18 protein-coding genes are annotated in these 24,187 nt (G+C 63.5%); 6 read left to right on the forward strand and 12 right to left on the reverse strand.

Annotated elements, in window-relative coordinates; translation table 11 throughout:
- The first annotated feature begins 54 nt into the window (after positions 1-54).
- Entirely contained in the window at positions 55-624 is a 570-nt protein-coding gene (locus KHO31_RS26540) for an FUSC family protein (protein ID WP_201072670.1), read from the forward strand.
- On the opposite strand, the gene KHO31_RS26545 is transcribed toward KHO31_RS26540, so the two are convergent.
- The gene (locus tag KHO31_RS26545) at positions 621-1,619 is read right to left on the reverse strand and encodes an AraC family transcriptional regulator (RefSeq protein WP_201122427.1); all 999 of its coding nucleotides are present in this window, start codon (positions 1,617-1,619) and stop codon (positions 621-623) included. The two genes, KHO31_RS26540 and KHO31_RS26545, sit on opposite strands and share 4 nt — an antisense overlap.
- Before the next feature lie 117 nt (positions 1,620-1,736).
- On the opposite strand from KHO31_RS26545, the gene KHO31_RS26550 reads away from it, so the two are divergent.
- Positions 1,737-2,093 carry a carboxymuconolactone decarboxylase family protein gene (locus KHO31_RS26550; protein ID WP_201072666.1) on the forward strand — a complete coding sequence of 119 codons (357 nt, stop codon included), beginning with the start codon at positions 1,737-1,739 and terminating at the stop codon, positions 2,091-2,093.
- Positions 2,094-2,206: 113 nt separating this feature from the next.
- On the opposite strand, the gene KHO31_RS26555 is transcribed toward KHO31_RS26550, so the two are convergent.
- Entirely contained in the window at positions 2,207-3,262 is a 1,056-nt protein-coding gene (locus tag KHO31_RS26555) for an aldo/keto reductase (protein ID WP_201072665.1), read from the reverse strand.
- Between the two features lie 339 nt (positions 3,263-3,601).
- On the opposite strand from KHO31_RS26555, the gene KHO31_RS26560 reads away from it, so the two are divergent.
- From KHO31_RS26560 to pdeR, 3 genes are all read left to right on the forward strand, one after another.
- Positions 3,602-6,988 carry an autotransporter domain-containing protein gene (locus tag KHO31_RS26560; RefSeq protein ID WP_211624479.1) on the forward strand — a complete coding sequence of 1,129 codons (3,387 nt, stop codon included), beginning with the start codon at positions 3,602-3,604 and terminating at the stop codon, positions 6,986-6,988.
- 169 nt (positions 6,989-7,157) lie between these two features.
- Positions 7,158-11,762, forward strand: coding sequence for a DEAD/DEAH box helicase (locus KHO31_RS26565; protein ID WP_211624481.1), 4,605 nt, complete (start codon positions 7,158-7,160; stop codon positions 11,760-11,762).
- 222 nt (positions 11,763-11,984) lie between these two features.
- The gene (pdeR, locus tag KHO31_RS26570) at positions 11,985-13,988 is read left to right on the forward strand and encodes a cyclic di-GMP phosphodiesterase (RefSeq protein ID WP_201085044.1); all 2,004 of its coding nucleotides are present in this window, start codon (positions 11,985-11,987) and stop codon (positions 13,986-13,988) included.
- A 140-nt stretch (positions 13,989-14,128) separates the two neighbouring features.
- On the opposite strand, the gene KHO31_RS26575 is transcribed toward pdeR, so the two are convergent.
- Together KHO31_RS26575 and KHO31_RS26580 are read right to left on the reverse strand one after the other, a co-directional pair.
- Positions 14,129-15,016, reverse strand: a complete 888-nt coding sequence (locus KHO31_RS26575) for a crotonase/enoyl-CoA hydratase family protein (RefSeq protein WP_201072661.1) — start codon at positions 15,014-15,016, stop codon at positions 14,129-14,131.
- A gap of 448 nt (positions 15,017-15,464) precedes the next feature.
- Complete coding sequence (locus KHO31_RS26580; protein WP_201072660.1) at positions 15,465-16,928, reverse strand: M20 family metallopeptidase; 1,464 nt, start codon at positions 16,926-16,928, stop codon at positions 15,465-15,467.
- 120 nt (positions 16,929-17,048) lie between these two features.
- Here KHO31_RS26580 and KHO31_RS26585 point away from each other — a divergent pair, with 120 nt between their 5' ends.
- A complete protein-coding gene (locus KHO31_RS26585) occupies positions 17,049-17,360 on the forward strand; it encodes a superinfection immunity protein (protein WP_201072658.1) in 312 nt (103 codons plus the stop codon).
- On the opposite strand, the gene KHO31_RS26590 is transcribed toward KHO31_RS26585, so the two are convergent.
- The 8 genes from KHO31_RS26590 to KHO31_RS26625 form a co-directional block, all read right to left on the reverse strand.
- Positions 17,361-17,633, reverse strand: coding sequence for a YodC family protein (locus KHO31_RS26590; protein WP_201085042.1), 273 nt, complete (start codon positions 17,631-17,633; stop codon positions 17,361-17,363).
- Between the two features lie 210 nt (positions 17,634-17,843).
- Entirely contained in the window at positions 17,844-18,122 is a 279-nt protein-coding gene (locus KHO31_RS26595) for a hypothetical protein (protein WP_201072654.1), read from the reverse strand.
- Positions 18,119-19,681 (reverse strand): MFS transporter, encoded by a 1,563-nt coding sequence (locus tag KHO31_RS26600; RefSeq protein WP_211624483.1) that lies wholly within the window; start codon positions 19,679-19,681, stop codon positions 18,119-18,121. Before KHO31_RS26600 ends, KHO31_RS26595 begins: the two co-directional genes overlap by 4 nt.
- A 31-nt stretch (positions 19,682-19,712) precedes the next feature.
- Positions 19,713-20,351: a TetR/AcrR family transcriptional regulator gene (locus KHO31_RS26605; RefSeq protein WP_201072651.1), complete on the reverse strand. Its 639-nt coding sequence runs from the start codon at positions 20,349-20,351 to the stop codon at positions 19,713-19,715.
- A gap of 207 nt (positions 20,352-20,558) precedes the next feature.
- Positions 20,559-21,401: an isocitrate lyase/PEP mutase family protein gene (locus tag KHO31_RS26610; RefSeq protein ID WP_201072649.1), complete on the reverse strand. Its 843-nt coding sequence runs from the start codon at positions 21,399-21,401 to the stop codon at positions 20,559-20,561.
- A 172-nt stretch (positions 21,402-21,573) separates the two neighbouring features.
- Positions 21,574-21,999 (reverse strand): OsmC family protein, encoded by a 426-nt coding sequence (locus KHO31_RS26615; protein ID WP_097396500.1) that lies wholly within the window; start codon positions 21,997-21,999, stop codon positions 21,574-21,576.
- 271 nt (positions 22,000-22,270) lie between these two features.
- Positions 22,271-22,825, reverse strand: coding sequence for a carboxymuconolactone decarboxylase family protein (locus tag KHO31_RS26620; protein ID WP_201122433.1), 555 nt, complete (start codon positions 22,823-22,825; stop codon positions 22,271-22,273).
- 28 nt (positions 22,826-22,853) lie between these two features.
- Positions 22,854-24,182: an aspartate aminotransferase family protein gene (locus KHO31_RS26625; RefSeq protein ID WP_201138861.1), complete on the reverse strand. Its 1,329-nt coding sequence runs from the start codon at positions 24,180-24,182 to the stop codon at positions 22,854-22,856.
- Positions 24,183-24,187: the final 5 nt, after the last annotated feature.

The following is a 24,187-nucleotide window of genomic DNA, read 5'->3' on the forward strand; positions in this document are numbered from 1 at the left end:
TTGGAGTCGCTAAAATATGACTCCTTCACCCTGCAGCGGGCTCCTCCCCATTCGATGAACGCTCCCAAAGATTCAAGACGTGCAGCACGGACGAGCGCTGCTGACTCGCTGTTTGCTTTTCTCAAGTCGTTGCCGCTCGGCGACAGGCTGGTAGAAGGCGGCATGATGGCCGCGCAGGCGGTGGCCGGCGCAAGCCTCGCTTTCGCGATCGGCCAGTGGCTGCATACCGAACAAGCGTTCTGGGCCGCAATTACAGCGATCGCGGTCAGCCAGCATAGTTATATCGACACCCGCAATCTGTCGCGCGATCAGTTCATCGGCGCGATGGTCGGCGGCGTTTGCGGCCTCGTCGGCGCAACGCTCGGCGGCGGCCATCTCGCGGCTTACGCCGCCACGGTTGCCGTAGCAATCGTGATTTGCTGGGTCGTGAACGTGGGCAGCGCGGCGCGTCTGGGCGGCGTTACCGCGACCATCATGCTGTTGGTGCCGGGCATGGGTTCGCCTTGGGACAAGGCTCTGTCGCGCCTCGGCGAAGTGACGCTCGGCACGGTCTGTGCATTGCTGGTGACCTTCGTCATGTCGAGGATAGAGAAGCACTGGTTCGGCAGACCCGACAAGGCCTAGCCGGCTTGCTGATCGCTCTCTTGCGGTTGACGCCGGTAACGTCCCGGCGTCACACCGACGCTCTGCTGAAACGCCTTGCCGAAGGCGGCTTCTGATTGATACCCCACTGCTTCACCGATCTCCGCGGCGCTGCGCTGCGTACGCAGCAGCAGATCGCACGCGATCGTCATGCGGATCTGCGTGAGGAAGTCCATCACCGTCATGCCCGCGCGCTCGCTGAAGTGGCGTGCGTAAGTCGCACGGGACATCGCCGCGAGCTCGCCTAGCTCGGCGATCGTCCACGCCCGCTCGGGTGCGCTCAGCATGCTTTGTACAGAAGTGCCCAGACGCGCATCGGCCAGCAGCGCCAACACGCCTGGGCTGGATGCATTCTGTTCGCCATGCACACGCAAGGCCATCGCGAAGAGTGCGAGGCTCAATGCGGTGACGATTGCGAGCGCGCCGGGCTGACGTTGCCCGGCTTCGGCTCGCATCAGTGCGATCAGCGTCTGCAACGCGCCGAGCGTTTGCACGCCGCCGAGCGACACATGAAATGGATCGGGCAACGCATCGAGCAGCAACGCGGAGGAACCCGGTGCATAGACCAACCGGCCGCATAGAAGATCGAGATCGGCGCCATGACCGGTGTCTTTGCGTGCGTCGCTGCTGGCCTCGTTGACGACTTGATCGTGCGGATCATCGCCGCCATCATTGCGGCGCAGCGGCAGCATGCCGTCATGACCCAACGTCAGCGGCGCCGTGACCGCCGCACGTCCCATGTCGCGCACCCGATGCGCGGCGCCACGTGGAAACAGCACGAAATCCCCCGCGTGCAGCGCAACCTGCACCCCGCCCGCAGTCTCGACTACGCATGCCCCGCCGAGCACCAGATGAAAAGGCGCAATACCCGCCTCCACCGGCGCATGATCGATGTCGAAGCCCCCCGTGAGAAGGCAGCGCAGATCGAGGCTGGCTTGCGGTCTGGCAAGGTCGATCAGGCGGCTGAGCGTATCCATGAGACGATCGCGCTAAAAGTTGAGCGAATCGAGTATTCAGGATATCGCGGCACAGCGCAATACTTTGTCCCACGGCACCGGCATTCGCCGGCGCGTTACGAACCAAGGAGCACTGTCATGTTGAACTGGATCGATTACCGCAAGGAACTGTTCGGCCGCATCGGCGAGATCGCGAAACTGTCGCCGGACACCGTGAAGGCCTATCAAACGATGTCGAGCGCGGGCCAGAAGGCCGACCTTCTCGGCGCGAAGACGCGCGAGCTGATTTCGCTCGCGGTAGCCGTGACCGTGCGATGCGACGGCTGTATCACGGTGCACACCGCTGAAGCGCTGAAACACGGCGCGACACGTGAAGAGATCGCCGAAGCGCTCGGCGTGGCGGTCGCCGTAAACGCGGGCGCCGCCATGGTGTACTCGGCGCGCACGATGGATGCGGTCGCCGCTTATCAAGCGGACAGCAAACCGGCGGCATGAGGTACGCGGTGTAGCTGTGTGGCGGCAACGCCAGCCGCATCGCTACACCGTTATCCATCAGTAGCTGCCCGCGACGTGGCATCCCTGCCTGCCCGCGACGCACCGCGTCCTACCTACCGTTGCGCCGGATGACGCGCCTCTTCAAGCTGCTTGCGGCGCGACTCGCCCTGCCGCTCCAGCATCCAGCCCGGGTACTCAGCCGGCAACGTGCTGACCTGATCGAGCTTCGCAAGCTCGTCCGCGGTTAGCGTGACGCCGGTGGCGGCGATATTGTCGTCGAGTTGTTCGACTTTCTTCGCGCCGACGATCACGGAAGTCACCGCACGTTGATGCAGCAGCCACGCGAGCGCGATCTGCGCCACCGACACCTTCTTCGCCTCGGCGATATCGCGCATCACGTCGATGCAGTCATAAGCACGTTCGCGATTGACCGGCGGAAAATCGAATGTCGTGCGACGGCTGCCGGCTTCGCCCTGCTGCTCGCGCCCATATTTGCCGCTCAGCAAGCCGCCCGCAAGCGGACTCCACACCATCAGCCCAAGACCCTCGCTGTGCAGCATCGGCACGAGCTCGCGTTCGAGATCCCGGCCCGCCAACGTGTAATAAGCCTGCAGCGTTTCAAACCGCGCGAGGCCGAGGCGCTCTGCAATACCCAAGGCCTTTACGATCTGCCACGCAGCCCAGTTCGACACGCCGACATAGCGCACATGGCCATGCTGGACCAGCGTATCGAGCGCGCGCACGGTTTCTTCGATCGGCGTGGCCGGATCGAAACCGTGGATCTGATACAGGTCGACGTGGTCGAGTTGCAGGCGCTTCAGACTCGCCTTGACACCGTCGATGATGTGATAACGCGACGCCCCGCGCGCGTTCGGAAACTCTGCTGTCTGGCCAAAAACTTTGGTTGCGACCACGACTTTGTCGCGCGGCACTTTAAGGTTCTTCAGCGCCTGGCCCGTGATCTGCTCGGAGATGCCCTCGGCATAAACGTCGGCGGTGTCGATGAAATTGATACCCGCGTCGAGCGCCCGGCCGACCAGCCGCTCCGCGTCCCCCTGCTGCAGATCGCCGATCTGCTTCCAGATGCCCTCGCCGCCGCCGAAGGTCATTGTGCCGAGGCATAGCTCTGAAACAAACACACCGGTACGGCCTAACTGGTTGTATCGCATCGTCGAAACTCCATCGTGGATTCGTGGATGAGTGAGCCGTAGAGAGTACTGCAGTTGGCAAGTTTCGACAGGACCCGGTGTGAGTCATGGCCCGTCCCCCGATGAACGGATGTTTCAAAGCCCTTACGGATCACACAGCACCCGCGGCAGCAATTTCCCCCTTCGACAAATCGCCTGGCTCCTCTGCAAGCGAGGCGCTACGCGGGTCTACGGCGAGCGTCGGTGATTCGGAACAGCTTCGTAAGTTATGCGGTGGGCATTAGGAAAGTTTCGGTAAGGCGTGTATAAGTCGGACCATTCCGCTCGCATGGTGTAGTGCCTTCGCTAAGGACCGCGCGCATGAAGAAAAAGAAAACGTTTGGAATCGGCCTTGGCAGCGTCGTGCTGCTCTCCAAAGCATTGACTCCTTCCGCGATGGCCGCGTGCAGCAATACCGCCCCGCCGAGCAATACGACCGTCACGTGCACCGGCAGCGGCATCGCTGCCGTTATTGCGCAAACCGGCAGCACGGGTGTGACGATCAATGCCGATAGCACCACCTCGGGCAGTTTCGTGCGGAGCGCCACCCCGGTCGTCTTCAGCGTCGACACCAATAGCGCGATCAGCAGCGGCGGCAACTTGTCGCTGACGGGCGGCGGCGGGTCGGGCACCGTGCGCGGCGCCGTCCTGCTCGGCGTGAACAACGGCAATCAGATCACCAACGCGGGCGGCGCGGTCATCACTACGAGCGGTGCGTACAACGACGGCATGGCCGCCAACGGCAGCAGCAACACCCTGACCAATCGCGGCTCAATCACCACCAGCGGCCCTAACGCTTACGGCATGACAGCCGCGTGGGGGCAAACGAACTCCGGCCAGTTGAACAACACGTTGATCAACAGCGGCTCGGTCGCGACCTCGGGCAGCAACGCGCGCGCGGCGTCGATTCTGGGGGGCAGCGGCACCATCAACAACAGCGGCACGCTGTCCACCACTGGCACGGCGAGTCCAACCGCTTATCTGCAAGGCAACAACGACCAGTTGATCAACAGCGGCACGATCAGCGCGAGCGGCAGCGGTTCAGATGCCGTGTTTTCGAACACGGCGGGATCGAGCTTCGTGGCGACGATCCAGAACCTCGCGGGCGGCAGCATCATCAGCCAGAACGGCTCCGGCATCCGCACGCTCAACGGCAACAGCACGATCATCAATGCCGGGCTCGTGCAGAGCGGCATCGGCACGGCGATCACGATGGGCAACGGCAACGATTCGCTGATCCTGCAAACCGGCTCCGTGATCAACGGCACGGCCGATGGCGGAGCGGGAACGAATACGGTGACCTTGCAAGGCTCGGGCACGGCGTCGAATGCGTTTACCAACTTTCAGACCTTGCAGATGCAAGGCGCGTTGTGGAACTGGACCGGCAGCGGGACCTTCTCGCTCGCGCATGTGCAGACCGGCACGCTCAATCTGACCGGCACACTCGGTGCAAACGCGACAGCGCTGGTCGATAGCGGCGCGACCTTGCAGGCGAACGCGCAGAACCTGCCCTCCAGCGTGACCGACAACGGACTCGTGCGGTTCGCCCAGGACAACGCGGGCACGTACGCGGGATCGATCAGCGGCACGGGCGCAGTCGATAAAACCGGCGCCGGCGTGTTGACGCTCGCACCGGCTGCGGCGAATGGCAACACCTACTCGGGCGGCACGACAATCGATCAAGGGACGATCGCCGCGGGCGCGGACAATGCGCTCGGCGCGAACACCGGCGGCCTCACGTTCAACGGCGGCACGTTTCAATTGACGACGAGTTTCGACCTCGCCGGCACGCGTGCCATCACGTTGGCAGCGGGCGGCGGCACGATCGACACGCAATCCTTCGACACCACGCTCACCCAGGCAGTGAGCGGAACCGGCGCCTTGACGAAAGCCGGCAGCGGCAGTTTGCTGATGACAGGCGTAAGCACCTATAGCGGCCCCACCACGGTCGCCGCGGGCACGCTCGCGATCGGCGATGCAGTCCATGCCGGCGCCGCGCTCATGGGTGGCGGAGCCACCACGGTCGCCGCAGGCGCAACGCTCGGCGGCTATGGCAGCGTGACGGGTGCAGTGACGAACAACGGCACGCTCGCAGTGGCGAATGCATTGCCATCCTTTGCGAGCGGAGGGAACGGCGCGTTCTCGATCAACGGGTCACTAGCGAACGCCGGGCTGGTGCAGATCGACGGACCTGCCAGTGCAGGTGTGGGCAACCGGTTGAATGTGACCGGCAACTATGTCGGACAGAGCGGCATCATCGGACTGAACACGGTCGTCGCGGGCGACGGTGCAGCGTCCGATCGACTCGTGCTGAGCGGCGGCACGGCCACCGGTTCGACGCGCCTGCAAGTCACGAATGTCGGCGGCCAGGGCGCACAAACGGTAGCGGATGGCATTCAACTGATTCAGGCGACCAACGGCGCCACCACTGACGCGAGTGCCTTCATGCTGGCCGCACCGGTGAAGGCCGGCGCGTATGCCTACTATCTCGCCAAAGGTGGTGTGAGCGGTGGCACGACGGACAACTGGTATCTGCGCAATACGGTTGCGCCGCTGCCCCCCGCGGCGACACCTACGCCGCCAGTCACCACACCAGGACAACCCGTTACCACGCCAGGCCAACCCGTCACCACACCAGGCGAGCCTGTCACTACGCCTGGCGAGCCGCCCGCCGACCTTCCCGGCGTACCGGTTGCGGCCGAAGGCACTCCGCCTCTGCCCGCCGCGCCGCCCGCGGGCTCGGCCGCCACGCCGCTGTATCGCGTCGAAGTGCCGGTCTACGCAGCGGCGCCCGGCGTCGCGCGTGAACTCGGCCTCATGCAGATCGATACGTTTCATGACCGGCAAGGCGATCAGGCCTTGTTGAACGACAGCGGCAAACTGCCTGCCGCGTGGGGCCGCGCGTGGGGCGGCCATAGCGTGCTGAGCCAGGACGGCGCGGCGAGTCCGCAATTCGACGGTTCCGTATATGGCATTCAGGCCGGGCAGGATCTTTACGCGGATCGCAGCGCAAGCGGCCAGCGCAATCACTACGGTTTGTTCGTGGGTTTCGCGCGGGCGACCGGCGACGTCGACGGCTTCGCGCTCGGCATGCCCAATCTCGCTGTGGGCCACCTCGCGATCAATGCGTACAGCCTCGGCGGCTACTGGACGCATATCGGCCCGAGCGGCTGGTACACGGACGCCGTGCTGATGGGCAGTTCGTTGACCGTCGATCCGGTCTCGCGCGACGGCATCGGCACAACGACGCACGGCAACGCCGTGACCGGTTCACTCGAAGGCGGTCTGCCGATTCCGCTCGGCGCCGGCCTCACGCTCGAACCGCAAGCGCAACTCGTGTGGCAGCACCTCGCGCTATCCGATTTCAACGACGGCGTATCGAGCGTCGGCTTCAACAGCGGCAATACTTTCGTTGGACGAATCGGCGCGCGCCTGCAAGGCCAGTTCGATGCCCTCGCCACGGCATGGCGGCCTTATCTGCGCGTCAGCTTCTTGCGCACGTTCGGCTCCGACGACAAAGTCACCTTCGGCGGAGGAACCGTGATTCCGGGCACCGTCGGGCAAACTGCGGCGCAACTCGGCGCGGGCGTGGTCGGCAATTTCAGCAGGTCGGGTAGCGTATTCGCGACGCTCGGCTGGGTGACGAACCTGGGTGGCGCGCATCAGAGAACGGTGACGGGCGATGCGGGTGTGCGCTGGGTCTGGTAGTTTTGTGCAGCGCTGTGCGTTGAGTACGGTGCGGTGCGGTCCGCACCGTCCGTTATCGCCGCCGCATTCCGTGCGATCTCTGCCGCCCAACCGTCTGCAAATCCGGTAGAAATCTGCCAGACTGATCCCAGCCCCCCCGGAACAGACCGGCGCTTGCTGCCCTCTGGATATGGCACGCCGCGCCCCCATCTATGCAAGCATGACTTCGGCCTCGATATCCGCCACCGCCTTCGGCGCGCCTACTGACGCTTCGGCTTTCGATTCGGCATCGGAGACGACTCCGGATGCCGTTTTGAACCCCGCTTCGGGCCTTTTCACACCCAGCGCGCTGGATGATTTCCATCCCGCGGTCGCCGGCTGGTTCCTCAAGACCTTCCCTGCCCCCACCGACGCTCAGGCTGCCGCCTGGCCGCAGATTCGCAGCGGGCGCTCGACCCTGGTCGCCGCGCCCACCGGATCGGGCAAGACCCTCACCGCCTTCCTGTCCGCCCTCGACGAACTCGTCCAGCAAGGCCTCGCCAACGGCGGCGCCTTGCCCGACGAAACCCTGGTGGTCTACGTCTCGCCGCTAAAAGCGCTGTCCAACGACATTCGCCTGAATCTGCAGATGCCGTTGCAAGGCATTGCCGCGGAACTCGACGCGCTCGGCCTGCCGCCGCTCGACATCCGCACCGCCGTGCGCACCGGCGACACCACGCAACAGGAGCGCAACGCGCTGAAAAAGCGCGCGCCGCATATTCTCGTGACCACGCCGGAATCGCTGTATGTCCTGCTCGGCTCGGATTCCGGCCGCCGCATGCTGTCGACGGTACGCACGGTGATCGTCGATGAAATTCATGCGCTCGCCGGCAGCAAGCGCGGCAGTCATCTGGCGCTCAGCCTCGAGAGGCTCGACGCGCTGTGTCAGCGGCGCTTGCCGCGGATCGGCCTATCGGCGACGCAAAAGCCGGTCAGCGCCGTGGCGCGCTTTCTGGTGGGCGGCGCAAGCATCGAAAGCGGCATTCCCGCGGACTGCGCAATCATCGACGTCGGCCACATCCGCGAGCGCGATCTCGCCCTGGAAATTCCGCCCGTGCCGCTCGAAGCGGTGATGCCCAACGAGGTGTGGGAGCGCGTCTACGACCGCCTCGCCGAACTGGTCGCGATGCATCGCACCACGCTGATTTTCGTCAACACGCGCCGCATGGCCGAGCGCGCCGCGCGCCATCTGACCGAGCGGCTCGGTAAAGAGGTGGTCGCCGCGCATCACGGCAGTCTCGCCAAGGAGCATCGCTTCGACGCCGAGCAGCGCCTGAAGCGTGGCGAGTTGCGGGTGTTGATCGCTACTGCGTCGCTGGAACTAGGCATCGATATCGGTGACGTCGATCTGGTCTGCCAGATGGGTTCGCCACGCGCGATCGCGCCGTTCCTGCAACGAGTGGGGCGCTCGGGCCACCATGTCGGCGGCATGCCGAAGGGCCGGCTCTTTCCGGCTTCACGCGACGATCTGATCGAATGCGCGGCGCTGCTCGATTGCGTGCGGCGCGGCGAACTCGACGCATTGCGGATTCCGCGTGCGCCGCTCGATGTGCTCGCACAACAGATCGTCGCCGAGGTGTCGAGCGCCGAATGGAGCGAAGACGCGTTGTTCGAGATGACGCGGCGCGCGGCACCTTACGCCGAGCTGGAGCGCGAGCAATACGACGCTGTGCTGCGCATGCTCGCCGATGGCTATACGAGCCGCCATGGTCCGCGTGGCGCCTATATTCATCGCGACGCGGTGAGCGGCACCTTGCGCGGCCGGCGCGGCGGCAAACTGGTCGCCGTGACCTCAGGCGGCACGATTCCCGAGAACGCCGACTATGCGGTGGTGCTCGAACCGCAGGCGATCAATATCGGCACCGTCAACGAGGATTTCGCCGTCGAAAGTCTGGCTGGCGATGTGTTTCAACTCGGCAATGCGTCGTACCGGATTCTGCGGATCGAAAGCGGCCGGGTGCGGGTCGAGGACGCACAGGGGCAGCCGCCGAATATTCCGTTCTGGCTCGGCGAGGCGCCGGGGCGCAGCGATGAGCTATCGTTCGGCGTCGCGCGCTTGCGTGAGCAGATTGGGCGCTTGCTTGATGGAAAGAACGCGGATGCCGTGGTGTCGATCGACGAGGCGCGTTCGACTGAGGCTGAGGCTGAGGCTGAGGCTGAGGCTGAGGCTGAGACTGAGACTGACACCAGGACCGACACCGAAGTCATGGCCGCGCGCCTGCAACGCGCCATCGACTGGCTCATCGACACCCTCAATCTCGACGAAGCCGCCGCGCGGCAAATCGTCGACTATCTCGCGCGAGCACGCGCGGCCCTCAGCGTGTTGCCGACGCAAAACACGCTGGTCATGGAGCGTTTCTTCGACGAATCCGGCGGCACGCAACTCGTGATCCATGCACCGTTCGGCAGCCGCGTGAACCGTGCGTGGGGCCTCGCGTTGCGCAAGCGTTTTTGCAGGACCTTCAACTTCGAACTGCAAGCCGCCGCCACCGAAGACGCCATCGTCCTCTCGCTGACCGGCAGCCATTCGTTCATCCTCGACGACGTGTGGCGCTACCTGCATTCGAACTCGGCCGAGCATCTGCTGATCCAGGCGCTGCTGGACGCGCCGCTGTTCGGCGTGCGCTGGCGCTGGAATGCGACCACCGCGCTCGGCTTGCCGCGCTATACAGGCGGGCGCAAAACGCCGCCGCAATTGCAACGCATGCGTAGCGAAGATCTGCTGGCGAGCGTGTTTCCCGAGCAGGCCGCCTGTCTGGAGAACATCGTCGGTGAACGCGAACTGCCGCATCATCCGTTAGTCGACCAAACCGTCGACGACTGTCTGCACGAAGCGATGGACAGCGAAAGCTGGCTGGCATTGCTGCGTCGTATCGAACAGGGCGGCGTGCAACTGATCGCCCGCGATTTGCCGGCCCCCTCGCCGCTTGCCGCCGAAATTCTCAACGCAAAGCCCTACGCCTATCTCGACGACGCGCCGATCGAAGAGCGCCGCACGCAAGCTGTGCTGAACCGCCGCTGGAGCGATCCATCCAGCGCCGACGACCTCGGTGCGCTCGACGCCGCAGCAATCGACAGCGTGCGCGACGAAGCCTGGCCGCAAGCGCGCACCACCGACGAGATGCACGAAGCGCTGACCGGCCTCGCCTGCATCACCGAGGCCGAAGCGCGCAACGAAGAGGGCTGGCCCGCGTGGCTCGGATCGCTTGCCGAATCCGGCCGGGCGACCCGTGTGCGGATCGCCGACGGCGAAGCGCTGTGGCTGCCCGCCGAGCGCCTGACCTGTTTCCAGGCGCTCTACCCTGACGCTCCGTTTGAACCGCCGCTGACCGCACCGAAGGGCTACACCGACACGTGGAGCGCGGACGACGCGCTGCTCGACGTGCTGCGCGCCCGGCTGACCGGCTTCGGCCCGCTCCCGGTGCGTGCAATTGCACAGGCGCTGAGCTTGCCCGCGGCATCCGTCGAACAAACATTGACGCGTCTCGAAGCGGAAGGCTACGTGATGCGCGGCCGCTTCTCGCCGGGCGCAACCGAAGAAGAATGGTGCGAGCGTCATTTACTGGCGCGGATCCACCGTTACACGGTGAAACGCTTGCGCCGCGAAATCGAACCGGTGGAACGGCACGATTTCATGCGCTTTCTATTCGAGTGGCAGCATTTGACACCGGACACGCGCAGCGAGGGACGCGACGCGCTGGCCGCCGTGCTCGACCAGATGGAGGGTTTTCAGGCTGCGGCGGCCGCATGGGAAGAAGACATCCTGCCGGCACGCGTCAAGGCGTACTCGAACGTTTCGCTGGACGAACTATGCCGTGCCGGCAAGATCGTCTGGACCCGCCTGACCGAGCGGGCACGCAGTGCTGCGGGACCGGTGCGCAGCACGCCGATCGTGCTTTTGCCGCGCGCTCAGGTGCGCGTATGGCGCGCACTGATCGACCCGTCGAAACAACCGGAGCTATCGGCTCGCGCGCAAATCGTCCATGACACATTATTGCAACATGGTGCGATGTTCTTCGACGAATTGCTGACCGAGGTCAGCGGCTTGCGCATGGAGCTGGAGAACGCGCTGGGCGAGCTGGTTGCAGCTGGCCTCGCGAATTCCGACAGTTTCGCCGGCTTGCGGGCGTTATTGAAACCCGTCGCCAAACGCAGTGCCTATTCGAGTAGCCGGCGAGTCAGGTCGAGCGCATTGATCGGAGGAATGGACGATGCGGGACGCTGGGCCCTGGTCAGTCGGCGGCCCGTCGTTACTGCGGCGGAAACCTCGCCGGCGCGTCGTCAGCAGTTCGCCCCCGACATACTTGAGCACGTCGCGATGACCTTGCTGCGCCGTTATGGTGTGGTGTTCTGGCGTTTGCTCGAACGCGAGGCCGAATGGCTGCCGCCGTGGCGGGATCTGTTGCGCGTGTTTCAGCGGCTCGAAGCGCGCGGCGTCGTTCGCGGCGGTCGGTTTGTGAATGGCCTCGCTGGCGAACAGTTTGCTTTGCCGGAAGCGATTCCACTGTTGCGGGAGGTTCGACGGCATGCGAACGACGGTGCTTTTGTGTGCGTCGCCGGAACGGATCCTTTGAATCTTGCGGGTACGTTGCTGGTCGGCGAGCGGGTGCCTGCTGTTGCAGGGAATCGGGTTTTGTATCGGGATGGGGTCGTTGTCGCGACGCTTGTTGCCGGCACTTTCTGGTTCGATCCCTCGGTGGAAGCGATTCCCGTCGAGCGGGAGCGCGCCCGGAGCGTGTTGGCCCGGCGGTTCTGAGGCCGTTTTGAAGCGGTTTCGAGGCTTCGCGCCAGCGCGCACCTCACACAAAACCCTAAAGCCGAAGGCCATCTCAACCGTTAATGCTTATAAGCCCGGTTTATAAGCCCGAACTCTAGCCGCTTCGCTACAATGGGGCCAGTCTTTAAGTATGATGAAGACTGTTTGCCGTCAACCCGCCTTCACAGTGGGCTCATCGGCACACACCGCCCCGGGGATCTCATGAACGACGACCAACACGAGCAGGTGCTTTTTGCCCAGTTCGGCACTAGCAGCCCTTGCTGGCGTCTGTCGAACGACAGCAACGCATTGGAACTCACGCCCGTTACCGGCGACGTGCCAGCCAATGTCGCCATTCCGCTGAATCCCCAGCAGGCTTCGCAAATCCGTTGCCTCACCGGCGTCACCTCGCACCTCATCCTCGACGTGCGGCTGTTCGGCGAACCGCTGCGCCTGCACCTCGTCGGCAAAAAACTCGCCAGCAATACGTGGGCAGGCACGGCCTCGGCCTATGACGACACGGAATCCGTCGCACGCGATCTGGTCCATGGCCTCTCGTTCGCCGAACAGGTCGTCTCCGAAGTCAATTCGGTCGTGGTGATCGTCGACAGGCATGGCCGTATACAGCGCTTCAACCGTCTCGCCGAGGAACTCACGGGCGTCAAGGAAGAAGACATCGTCGGCCGCAATGTGTGGGCGCTCTTCATGTCCACGGAAGCGGGCGCGGCCTCCAGTCAGAACATCTCGGGCTTCTTCAATCGCGGCGTTTCGTACGAAGTCGAGCGGCGCGTGAAAACCATTCACGGCGAACGGCTCTTCCTGTTTCGCAACAAGTTCGTGCAAAGCGGCAGCGGCGTCGAGGAACAGTTCCTGATCTGCTCGGGGACCGACATCACCGAAGAACGGCTCGCGCAGGAACGGCTCACCGAACTGGCGAACACGGATTCGCTCACTGGCCTCGCCAATCGCAACGCCATCCAGGACAAGATCCGTACCGCGATCGAAGAAGCCGGGCCGGACGAATCCGTCGGCGTGCTGTTCCTGGATCTCGACAACTTCAAGAAGGTCAATGACCACTACGGCCACGTCTTCGGCGACCGGTTGATCCGCGACGTGTCGACAGCCATCAGTGCCTGCCTGAACGACGGCGATGCGCTCGCGCGCCTCGGCGGCGACGAATTCATCGTGCTCGCGGCCAAAGGCACCGCTCACGATCTCGAAGCCACCGCGCAGCGCATTCTCGAACGCCTGCGTACGCCGTTCAGCCTGGGGCTCGTCGAGGTCTACACCGGCTGCTCGATCGGTATCGCGCGGTATCCGGAACACGGCGACGGCCTCGAATCGCTGATCCGTTCCGCGGACACGGCGATGTACGTTGCCAAAGATGAGGGCAAGCGCACCTCTCGCGTGTTCTCGCCCGACATGAACCGCAAGGTCGCCGAGTACATGTGGCTCGACACCAACTTGCGGCGCGGTCTCGAAGAGGGCCAGCTGACGCTGCACTATCAGCCCAAGCTCGTGCTAGCCACCGGCGTGGTGCAGGGCGCGGAGGCGCTGGTGCGCTGGAACTCGCCGGAGCGCGGGCAGATCATGCCGGCCGAGTTCATCCGCTATGCCGAAGAGTCCGGACTGATCGGCGTACTCGGCCGCTGGGTCATGCAAACCGCTGCCAGGCAAGCGGCCAAATGGAAGGCGGACGGCTACAACCTGCGCATCGCGATCAACGTGTCGGCACGGCAACTGGTCGATACCGCCGTGGTGCGGCATTTCAGTGAAGCGCTGCAATGCGCGAATCTCGATCCGTGCCTGATCGACCTCGAACTCACCGAGAGCTGCCTGATCGAGGACGAAGCGGCTGCGATCGATCTGATCAAGCAGTTCCGCCAGGTTGGCGCGCAGGTTCATCTGGACGATTTCGGCACCGGCTATTCGTCGCTCTCGCAGTTGGGCCGCATTCCGCTCGACGTGATCAAACTCGACCGCAGTTTCGTCCGCTCGATCAATGCCGACACCAAAGCGCAAGCACTGGTGCGCTCGATGGTGGTGGTCGCGCAGGAACTGAATTTCAAGGTGGTCGCCGAAGGCATCGAAACCGAATCGGAAGAGTCGTTCATGAAGGGGCTGGGCGTCGACTACGTGCAAGGCTTCCTGTACGGTCAGGCCATGCCGGCCGCGGAATTCGAGCGCTGGTTGCAGGATAGGCAGAAGCTCAGACTGATTGCCTGAGCTTCGCGCGCCCCGAAGGAAGTCGCCTGCCCCGCAGGAAATCCCCTTGGGGGATTGGAGGGCGCCCCGAAGGAGGTTCCCTTGGGGGGCCCCGGCGTTGTGGATCGTTATGGGTCGATGTCGTCGAGACTCGGAGCGATTCAGGCGAAATTGGCCGCGCTGGAGGCCGTCTGGCGCAGGTTCGAAGTACGGCGGTTTTGCAGCATCACCAGCCGCTCCATGAAGGCGAGGTCCTTCTCCTCGATCGTGAAGGCTGCGTCCACCCAGTCCTCGGTAATTTCCATCAGCTCGGCGCGCGAAAGTTGCAGCACACGCTGGCGCGCCCGCAGCATCGCGCGGATTCCGTTCATCTTCGGCCTGAGCGTGTCGATGAAGGTGCGCGTCGCCATATAAGCGTCGCCCGGCTCGAACAGGCTGTCGACCAACCCCTTGCCGAAGTGCCACTCAGCCGTATGCGACTCGCCCACGCCGATCAACTCCTCGGCAAGCCGCATACCCACCTTGCGCGCGACCAGCGAATAACCGCCCATGCCCGGGAACAGGTTGAATGCGATCTCCGGGAAGCCCATGCGCGCATCGTTCTGCGCCAGCAGGAAATGGTGCGCCAGTGCCGCCTCGAAGCCCCCTCCAAGCGCCGTGCCCTCCACCATCGCGATCGAAATCGCCCCCGTGTCGAAGCCGCGCGCCGCCGCGTGCACACAATCGACACAGGCTCGCGCGTACGCCATCAGCGCCTGGCGCCTGCCAGAGCGAATCGAGTCGGCGAAGAAATCGAGGTCGCCCCCTACGTTGAACATGGTCGGAATCAACGAGCCGGTCACCCAGAAGTCGATCGGCAAGCCGGACTCTCGTGCTGCCTGTGCGAGACCCAGAATGTCGTGCACCAGTTCGAGATTAAAACAGGGACGCGGCTGCGCCCGCAGCATCATCCACATGATGTTGCGGCCTTCTTCGTAGTAAGCGGAGACTTGCGACAAATTGCCGGCCTCGAGGAACGGGCGGCAGGCGTGGTGATTATGCAGATTCATTTTGATCGGTCCTTTTAAGGTTAAACGCTGGTAGTGCAATGCGAGCCTAAAGCAGACCGGAATCGGATGGGAGCGGGGTAACCAACAGATGAATGCAACACACGCGTGAAGCCCCGTCAGATGGAGCGCTGCGGGGAGGACAGTCATGGTGTAAAGGATGATGGAGACGCAAACGCTTGCGCACCGAAGATGGGCGAAATTCGCCCGTAAATGAGCACCCGGCCGCAATAAATTAGCGAACGAACAATGCTTGAATTTCTTGCCGGATCGGAAAGAAAAAGAAATAGCTTTCGATTAGGTAATGCAATCGAAAATATAGCTTGTGAATGTTTGTTTTTTTATTTGTGGGCTAACAGACGGAATATGCAGTCTGCATATTCAAACGCGGGCGCCCGGAGCGCCCGCGATTCGAAAGCAACGTTATTGCGCAAACATCAAGGCGCAACGCTCACGGTGCGGCCGCGATCACTTCGGCAACCGCTGCCGTCAGCTTCTTGCCATACGGCACGTGCAGGAACTCGTTCGGGCCGTGTGCGTTCGACTTCGGCCCGAGCACGCCGCACACCATGAACTGCGACTTCGGGAAGCCCGACTTCAGTACGTTCATCAACGGAATCGTGCCGCCCTGCCCCATATAGGCAACGTCCGCGCCGTAGTGCGCGCGCGACGCGTCGTTAAGCGCGGTGGCAAGCCACGGGGCGAGATCGGGCGCGCTCCAGCCGCTCGCCGCGCCGGCGTCCGGCTTGAAGGTGACCTTGGCGTTGTACGGCGGATCGAATTCGAGCAGCGCCTTCAGTTCGGCCACGGCCTTTTCCGCTTCGATCAGCGGCGGCAGGCGCAGCGACAGTTTGAACGCCGTGCGCGGACGCAGCACGTTGCCGGCGTCGGCCAGCGCGGGCAAGCCGGCCGCGCCGGTCACCGATAGCGACGGACGCCACGTCGAGTTGAGCAAGGCCTCTTGCGGATTAGTCGTGGTCGGCAGAACCTGGCGGCCGTCCTGGCCGCAGGCCCACGGCAGCTTTTTCCAGACATCGTCGCCGAGAATTTGAGCCGTCGCTTCCGCTTCGCGCAGACGGTCCGCCGGGATCGAGACGTGAAAGCCCTTCGGCAGCAGTGTGCCGTTGGCCGAGTCTTCGAGGCGGTCGAACAGTTGACGCATGATGCGGAAACTCGACGGCGCAATGCCGCCGTAACCGCCCGAGTGAATGCCTTCGTCGAGCACCTGCACTTCCAGGTCGCCGGCGACCAATCCGCGCAACGACGTAGTGAGCCACAGCTGATCGTAGTTGCCCGCACCCGAATCAAGACACACGACGAGACCGACTTTGCCGAGCCGTTCGCGCAAGGCGTCGACGTACGGCAGCAGATCGTAGCTACCTGATTCCTCGCAGGTTTCGATCAGGCCGACGCAGCGCGGACGCTCGATGCCTTGCGCGTCCAGCGCGGCCAGGGCTGTGAGGCTCGCGTAGATCGCGTAGCCGTCGTCGGCGCCGCCGCGGCCGTACAGCTTGTCGTTTTCGAGTTTCGGTGTCCACGGGCCGAGGTCGTTGCGCCAGCCGTCGAATTCAGGCTGCTTGTCGAGGTGGCCGTACAGCACGATGGTTTCTTCGCTGCCCGATCGCGTCGCGGCCGTTTCGAAGAAAATCACCGGCGTGCGGCCCGGCAGACGGATCACTTCAAGCTTCAGACCGCGCACGGGTTGCTGTTCGGCCCATCGCGCCGCGTCGGTGACCACGCGCTCAAGATAACCGTGCTTGACCCACTCGGGATCGAACGCCGGACTCTTGGCCGGCACCGCGATATAGTCGGTGAGCGCAGGCACGATCTCGTCGTTCCATTTGCGGTCTACGAATTCGCGTAGCGTGTCCTGGTTGATGCGCTGAGTCTGCTGGGTCGTATCGTCGGAGATCATGGTGGCGGTCCGTGGGGAATCTGTTCAGTCGAAACGTGAATGATAGTCCTGATGCGCGCTGCGCAAAGAAGACAATCGCGCGACAATCGCAGTATATGTCGCGTCCTGGGGAGCCAGACTATGGGTAGCAATGTCGTGGTTCAGGCCATCGCCGCGGTGCTCGCGCTCGCGCTGTATTTTCTGCCGAGTATTCTCGCGGACCGGCGCAAGCGTCACGACGTGCTGACGCTGGCGCTCTTCAATGCGTGCCTTGGCTGGACCGGTTTCGGCTGGCTGCTCGCCCTCTATTGGTCGTTGCAGCCGAACCCGCCGAAGAACGTGGCGGGTGAAGTCGTGGAGACCCGGAAGATCATGCGGATGCGGGCGTTTTCTTCGGCGCTTCTGGTGCGCGTGCAAAGGCGCGCCACGATGCGTGACCGCGGCGAGAAATAATCAGGCCGCCCGCCCCATTCTGCCCCACAGCACCGAGCCAGCAGGAATCGAGCGCGGCTCAGCCCGTACGCTCTCGTGCGCGAACATCTCGCGGCGCAGTTCGCCATGTTCGTCGAACCACTCGCAAATCAGCCAGTCGCCAGGATTGAGCGCCACCGGACCTGCATACGTCACAGTCATGCGCGCGCCACCTTCCTTCAACGTGACGACGTCGCCGGCATTGAAGCGTGCGGCAGGCGATGTTTCGAATGCGTCAATGATAGCGGTCAGCATATTCAACCCCCTACGGAACCCGTTGAGCGGAATTAAGTTATCGCCTGGTGCCTTGCAACATAGAACCCTGCCGAAGGAAAACTCTAAAAAGCTGGCCAAGATTAACAATCGAAATTAACCACGGCAAGTGCTTTTTATTGATACCGTTTTCATCGTCACTGAAATAGGATTCCCGCTCCGGCGATTGACAGGTCAAGCCGGGAAAACCCTTCAAATCGGCGCCAGGCCGCCACCCGTGCGGCACTGCACGATAGCAAGACTTACGGCGGAGAACCCTATCCGCAAGTAGAAAATGCGGGCAGGATTTGTCATATCTAACGCGCCGCCATGAAACCGATTCGGGTTTATTCCGATCACCGGGAAAGCGGAATTATCTATGAACGGGAAACTCACCGGTAAATGCACCGACGCCAAAACCCGTTTTGTATAAAGTGCATAATAGTTTCCAGCGGTCACCGTTGAAAACGATTTCGCGCCCGCTATTTTCAAACCGCCTGCGCAGCCCGGCGCAATGCCAGTTGTTGATGCCGCACCAGCAGCACGCTCAAACCGATACACACGAACATCAGACACGCGTTGATCGCGAGGCTGTACTGGAACGCGTGCGCATAGGCAGCCGGCGTCTCGCGACCGCCGATCACACCGAAAAACGCACCGCTGATCGCCGCCGTGCCGAACGCCGAACCGATCTGCAAGGTCGACGACACCACGCCCGAGGCGAGGCCCGCCTTCTCCGGCGCGACTTCCAGCAACACGATGCGCATGATCGACGGCAACAACAGGCCGTGACCGACGCCCGCGCACACCAGTCCGCAGTAGAACAGCAGGTCCGGCGTGGCGGCATGGGTCGCGGACCAGCCAGTGACCGTGAAGCCGACAGTCATCATCGAGAAACCGAGTGCCAGCACATGGCCGCCAATGCGCTTGACCACCGCGGGCGACGTCAACGGCCCGACCACGAAACCGATCGCGAACGGCATGATGGCCATGCCCGAAGCGAGCGGTGTCCAATGCAAGCCGGTTTGCAGGAAGATGCCGTAGGTCAGGAAAAACGCGCTGTTGCAATAGAACAGGAACGCGAGCACGAGACCCAGAGCAAAGGCCGGGTTGCGAAACAATTGCAGATCCACCAGCGGATGGCCGCCGCCGCGCTCGACGCGCCGCTCGGTCGCCACGAATAGCGCGAACGCGGGCACGGCCAGCGCGAACATCACGAAGGTCCACGCGGGCCAGCCGGCTTCACGGCCATGGGTCATCGGATAGATGAGCAGCAGCAGCACGATCGAGAGCAGCGCGACGCCCTTCAGGTCGATGCCGGTGCGCGTGGCCGGCTGATTTTCCGGCACGAACTTCCAGGTGCCGATGAAGGCCACGATGCCGATCGGAATGTTGATCAGAAAAATGATGCGCCAGTCGAGCCCGAACGGATGATAGGTAATCAGCGCGCCGCCACCCAGCTGGCCGACGATCGACGAAAGCCCGAATACAAAACCGTAGAGGCTCATGACCTTGGTCTGCCGATGCAGCGGCACAACCGCGCGGATGGTCGCGAGCACTTGCGGCGCCATGACCGCGGCCGCGATGCCCTGTACGATCCGCGAGATCACCAGCATGTGCCCGCTGGTGGCGAAGCCGCACAGCGCGGAGGCGACCACAAACGCCGCCATCCCCGTCATGAACATACGACGCCGGCCGAACAGGTCGCCGAGGCGTCCGCCTGTGATCAGCAGCACGGCGTAAGCAGATGCGTAAGCGGACACCACGAGTTGCAATTGCGCGTCGGTGGCGTTCAGACCGGTGTGAATCGACGGCAACGCGAGGTTGACGATGAAATAGTCGAGCGGTGCGAGGAAGGCGCCGACGAACAGCACGGCGAGCGCGAGTCCCTGGCGCTCGAAACCGGATGCAGCTTTCGCGGCAGAGGCACCCGCACTGGCGGCCACGGCACCCACGCCTGGGCAGACGGCGGCTCCCATCCCACCGGCTGTCGGCCTTGCCGCGGCCTCAACGAATGCCGCCGGAGCGGGCTTGATGGCTTCGCTATTCATGACTGTTCGTTCAAGAAATAGGTAAAAAAAATTAGACGAGCGCGCGCATGGCGACGTCCACGATTCCGATCAATGCATCTTCCTGGTGAGCGACTCGCCCCAATACGCGCAGTCCTTGCATGACGCACAACAGGAAATCGCCGACGGCCTTTTCGTCGAGCGTGGAATTGAAGGCGCCGCTCGCCTGGCCGCGAATCACCGACGCCGCCAGCAAAGTCGCCATACGGCGTTGAATTGCCGCGACGCGGGTACGCAGCGCCTCGTCGCCGGGTTGCATCTCTAGCGTGGTGTTGGTAATGAAGCAGCTGCGCTCGCCAGTCAGCGCACAGGCGACCCGGGCGTAATGCAGCAAAGCGTTGCGTAGCGCCTCTTCCGCCGGCACCGGAGCGTTCAGCCGTTCGGCCAGCCGCGCGACCGAACCTTCCGCGTAGTGATCGAGCGCGGCGAGCATGATGCCGTGCTTGTCGCCGAATACGCCGTACAGACTGCCGCGCAACAGGCCGGTGGCCTTGCAGAGGTCGTCGATCGACGTGGCGTGATAGCCGTGATTCCAGAAAACCTGGCTCGCGCTCGCTAAAACAGTGTCCGTGTCGAACTCGCGCGGCCGCCCCCGAGGACAGGCCTCGCCACCTTTTTTCACGGATTGCTTCCAGTTGCCAGATTGCTTCATCTGACGGATATTATGACTAACCGTTCAACAAATCAAGGCGAGATTGGAAGTTGACACTGTCCGGCGAATTCAGGCGCCCACTTCTCGCGCCAGCGGCTCGGCGGGCAGCGCCTTCACAGGCCGGACCACGGTCCACGCGCCGGCCTGCGCCTTCGAAAACTCGCTCGGTTAAAGCACCTCGCACACGCTGTGGGTCGAACCAGTCAGCTAATTACCCCACTTCTGCGCGGCGGTCGTGAACAGCTGATTGATCTCATTGCCGCTGGCGGCTTCTTTCGTGTAGTTGAAGGTGCCGTGATCATGCATCTCGTGCGCCGCACGGAGAAACGCGCCCAACGCCGCACGCGCCAGCGAGCCGCCCACACTCACCCGTCGCACGCCTAGCGAGCGCAAGTCGTCGAAGCTGAGCAGGACGCCCTGCAGTCCCATCAATACGTTGACCGGCCGGTCGAGCGCGCCGACCACGCTGGCGATCTCTTCGCGCGTCTTCAGGCCGGGTGCGTAAAGCACGTCCGCACCGGCCTCCTGGTAAGCCTGCAGACGCCGGATCGTATCGTCGAGATCGGGCCGGCCCACCAGATAGTTCTCGGCGCGCGCCGTCAGTGTGAAAGGAAACGGCAAAGTGCGCGCCGCTTCCGCCGCCGCACGCACGCGCTCCACGGCGGCCTCGAACGGGTAGATCGGGTCGTCGGCGCGGCCGGTCGCATCCTCGATCGAACCGCCGACCACGCCTGCCGCCGCGGCCTGCATAATCGTTTCGGCGCAGTCTTCCGGGGCGTCGCCGAAACCATTTTCCAGATCGGCGCTAACCGGCAAATCGCTCGCCCCCGCGATTTCGGCGAGATGCACCATCATCTGTGCGCGGCCGATGGCGTTATCCGGCAAGCCACGCGAAAACGCATAGCCTGCGCTGCTGGTGGCGAGCGCCTTGAAACCGGCCAGCGCCAGCAGCCGCGCGGTGCCGATGTCCCAGGGATTCGGGATGATGAAGGCCTCGCCCGCTGCGTGATATGACTGGAATTGCCGTGCTTTTTCAGTTTGCGTTGTCATCGACGGTCCCTTTGAAAACGGCGACCGGCGTTTCGCGCCCACGCGCTGCCGGATCGTCGTCATGTACGTTAAGTGGCAAATGAGAGTGGGAAATAAATGGAAGTCGCAGCCAGCGGCCTCGCGACCGCTGCCAGCCGGCCCTGCAGTTGCCTGCGGTGGATGAACCACACGCTCAGGTTTCGAGCTTTGCGTCCATCGTGATGGTGGCGTTCAGTACCTTGGAGACCGGACAGCCCGCCTTGGCGTCCGCGGTGGCCTTCTCGAACGCCGCTTTATCGCCACCGGGGATTTTCACGGCTACATCGAGATGCACCGCGGTGATCGAAAAGCCGCCGCCGTCCTTGTCGAGCGTGACGGTTGCCGTGGTGCCGATACGTTCAGGCGTGATGCCGGCCTTGCTCAGTTCCGCCGACAGCGCCATCGAGAAACAACCGGCGTGCGCGGCCGCAATCAGCTCTTCCGGATTCGTGCCGATACCGTCCGCAAAGCGTGTGGCAAACGAGTATTGCGTGTCCTTGAGGACGCCACTGTCGGTGGAAATCGAGCCCTTGCCGTCTTGCAGGCCGCCTTGCCAGACTGCTGATGCCTTGCGCTTCATCGCTCTCTCCTGTTGTGCCCTGCTTCGCGCCGCTCCTCAACAGTACGTGATGCCGCCCGCAACGGTCCAGCCCGGATTTTCGTGGTGTCGGCATCGGTCGTGAGTCCCCCAAAGGCGAATTCCCTCGGGGCATGCCGCGCGGCGCTAGAGGCGCGGGGTTGGACCGAACTTCATCATAGGCGCTTCCGTGTGCCAGTGTCGTGACGACGCCGGCTTACGGTTCGCAGATGCGCGCGTCGCAAGCCGCGCCTTGCCGTGGGCGGCACAGCGGCTACTCCGCGAACGGCAAGCTCTCCTGTCCCACCGCCCGCATGTCGAATACGTTCAGGGTCATCGCCACCAAGGCGTAGTAGCCGAGCAGGCCTACCAGATTGATCACCACCTGGTGGCCGAAGCGCCCGACCGCCTTTCTATAGGTCACATCCGACACGCGTTTGGTGTCGTACAGTTCGCCCGCAAAGTCATGGATCAACGCATCATCGGCGTTCGCGAAGGACGGGCGATGCCCCTGGCGAATCGCCTCGGCGTCCGCTTCGGCCACACCGGCTTCCAGGGCGATCGGATAGTGGATGTACCACTCGGCCTGCGCCTGCCAGCGTGCCGCTGTCACCAGAATCGCGAGCTCCGAGAGCCGTAGCGGCAAGCCGGTGCGATAGCGGCAGAACGCGCCGAGCCGCTGCGCCTGCTGCGCCAGTTCCGGACTATGAATCCAGCCCAGAAACGGCCCGTTCAGATTGCCACGCGGGCCGGACAGGATCTCATCGAGCACGGCCTTCTGTTCGGGCGTGGCATCGGAGAGTTCAAAGTGGGGCAAACGCTCGGTCATCGCAAGTCTCGCAGGAATGGAAAGGGTGTCAGATGGCGGCCAGCGCGCCTTCGATCGCATCGGTCAAGCGGCTGACGATCTCGTCGATGTCGCGCGCGGTGCAGATGAACGGCGGCGCCAGCAGCACATGATCGCCGCTCTTGCCGTCGACCGTGCCGCCCATCGGATACACCATCAAACCACGCGCGAACGCCTCACGCCGGATCGCCGCGTGCAGTTTCAACTTCGCGTCGAACGGTGTCTTGGTGGCGCGGTCCTGCACCAGCTCCACACCGACAAAAAGCCCTCGCCCGCGGACGTCGCCGATATGCGGATGCTGCGCATAGTGCTCGCGCAACCGGCCACGCAACTGCTCGCCGCGCGCCTGGACGTTCGGCAGCAGATGGTCGTCGGCAATCACGCGTTGCACTTCGAGCGCCGCGGCGCAGGCGGTGGCGTGGCCGATATAGGTATGCCCGTGCTGAAAAAAGCCCGAGCCGCCGACGATCGCCTGATAAATCCGGTCGCTGACCAGCGTTGCGCCGATCGGCTGATAGCCGGCGCCGAGCCCTTTGGCGATGGTCAGGATGTCCGGCGCGATGCCATCTTCCTCACACGCATAGAGGTAGCCTGTGCGGCCCATGCCCGACATGATTTCGTCGAGGATCAGCAGCACGCCATAGCGATCGCACACCGCGCGGATCTTGCGGAAATACTCGCGCACCGGCGGCACGGCGCCGGCGGTTGCGCCCACCACCGTTTCGGCAACGAAGGCGGCCACCGTCTCGGCGCCGAGTTCAAGAATCTTCTGCTCGAGTTCGTCAGCGAGCCGCTGCGCGAATTGCTCGTCGGTTTCGTCGGCGCGCTGCTCGCGATACGCGTAACAAGGACTCACGTGGTGCGCTTCGATCAGGATCGGCAGAAACGGCTCGCGCCGCCATGCATTGCCGCCAATCGCCAGCGCACCGAGCGTGTTGCCGTGATAGCTCTGGCGACGCGCGATGAAATGACGCCGCTGCAACTCGCCCTTCTCGACGAAATACTGCCGCGCCAGTTTAAGCGCGGCCTCGATCGCTTCCGAGCCACCCGACACGAAGTACACGTGTTCGAGCCCTTGCGGCGCGCTCGCCACCAGACGATCAGCAAGTTCCTCGGCGACCTGGGTCGTGAAGAACGACGTATGCGCGTACGGCAATTGCTGCGCCTGCCGTTTGATCGCATCGATCACGCGCTGATTGCTGTGGCCGAGGCACGAGACGGCCGCGCCACCCGAGGCATCGATATAGCGTTTGCCGGTGGAATCGATGATTTCGATGCCGTCACCGGCGACAGCCACCGGCAATGACTGCTTCGGCGAGCGATGAAATACGGTGGACATGGTTT

The sequence above is a fragment of the Paraburkholderia domus genome (assembly GCF_905220705.1).
Classification (GTDB): Bacteria; Pseudomonadota; Gammaproteobacteria; order Burkholderiales; family Burkholderiaceae; genus Paraburkholderia; species Paraburkholderia domus.

Excerpts from the sequence above, each read along its gene's own strand:
- KHO31_RS26540 (WP_201072670.1), top strand. The coding sequence starts at position 55 with ATGAACGCTCCCAAAGATTCAAGACGTGCAGCACGGACGAGCGCTGCT.
- KHO31_RS26545 (WP_201122427.1), bottom strand. The coding sequence starts at position 1,619 with ATGGATACGCTCAGCCGCCTGATCGACCTTGCCAGACCGCAAGCCAGC.
- KHO31_RS26550 (WP_201072666.1), top strand. The coding sequence starts at position 1,737 with ATGTTGAACTGGATCGATTACCGCAAGGAACTGTTCGGCCGCATCGGC.
- KHO31_RS26555 (WP_201072665.1), bottom strand. The coding sequence starts at position 3,262 with ATGCGATACAACCAGTTAGGCCGTACCGGTGTGTTTGTTTCAGAGCTA.
- KHO31_RS26560 (WP_211624479.1), top strand. The coding sequence starts at position 3,602 with ATGAAGAAAAAGAAAACGTTTGGAATCGGCCTTGGCAGCGTCGTGCTG.
- KHO31_RS26565 (WP_211624481.1), top strand. The coding sequence starts at position 7,158 with ATGGCACGCCGCGCCCCCATCTATGCAAGCATGACTTCGGCCTCGATA.
- pdeR (WP_201085044.1), top strand. The coding sequence starts at position 11,985 with ATGAACGACGACCAACACGAGCAGGTGCTTTTTGCCCAGTTCGGCACT.
- KHO31_RS26575 (WP_201072661.1), bottom strand. The coding sequence starts at position 15,016 with ATGAATCTGCATAATCACCACGCCTGCCGCCCGTTCCTCGAGGCCGGC.
- KHO31_RS26580 (WP_201072660.1), bottom strand. The coding sequence starts at position 16,928 with ATGATCTCCGACGATACGACCCAGCAGACTCAGCGCATCAACCAGGAC.
- KHO31_RS26585 (WP_201072658.1), top strand. The coding sequence starts at position 17,049 with ATGGGTAGCAATGTCGTGGTTCAGGCCATCGCCGCGGTGCTCGCGCTC.
- KHO31_RS26590 (WP_201085042.1), bottom strand. The coding sequence starts at position 17,633 with ATGCTGACCGCTATCATTGACGCATTCGAAACATCGCCTGCCGCACGC.
- KHO31_RS26600 (WP_211624483.1), bottom strand. The coding sequence starts at position 19,681 with ATGAATAGCGAAGCCATCAAGCCCGCTCCGGCGGCATTCGTTGAGGCC.
- KHO31_RS26605 (WP_201072651.1), bottom strand. The coding sequence starts at position 20,351 with ATGAAGCAATCTGGCAACTGGAAGCAATCCGTGAAAAAAGGTGGCGAG.
- KHO31_RS26610 (WP_201072649.1), bottom strand. The coding sequence starts at position 21,401 with ATGACAACGCAAACTGAAAAAGCACGGCAATTCCAGTCATATCACGCA.
- KHO31_RS26615 (WP_097396500.1), bottom strand. The coding sequence starts at position 21,999 with ATGAAGCGCAAGGCATCAGCAGTCTGGCAAGGCGGCCTGCAAGACGGC.
- KHO31_RS26620 (WP_201122433.1), bottom strand. The coding sequence starts at position 22,825 with ATGACCGAGCGTTTGCCCCACTTTGAACTCTCCGATGCCACGCCCGAA.
- KHO31_RS26625 (WP_201138861.1), bottom strand. The coding sequence starts at position 24,182 with ATGTCCACCGTATTTCATCGCTCGCCGAAGCAGTCATTGCCGGTGGCT.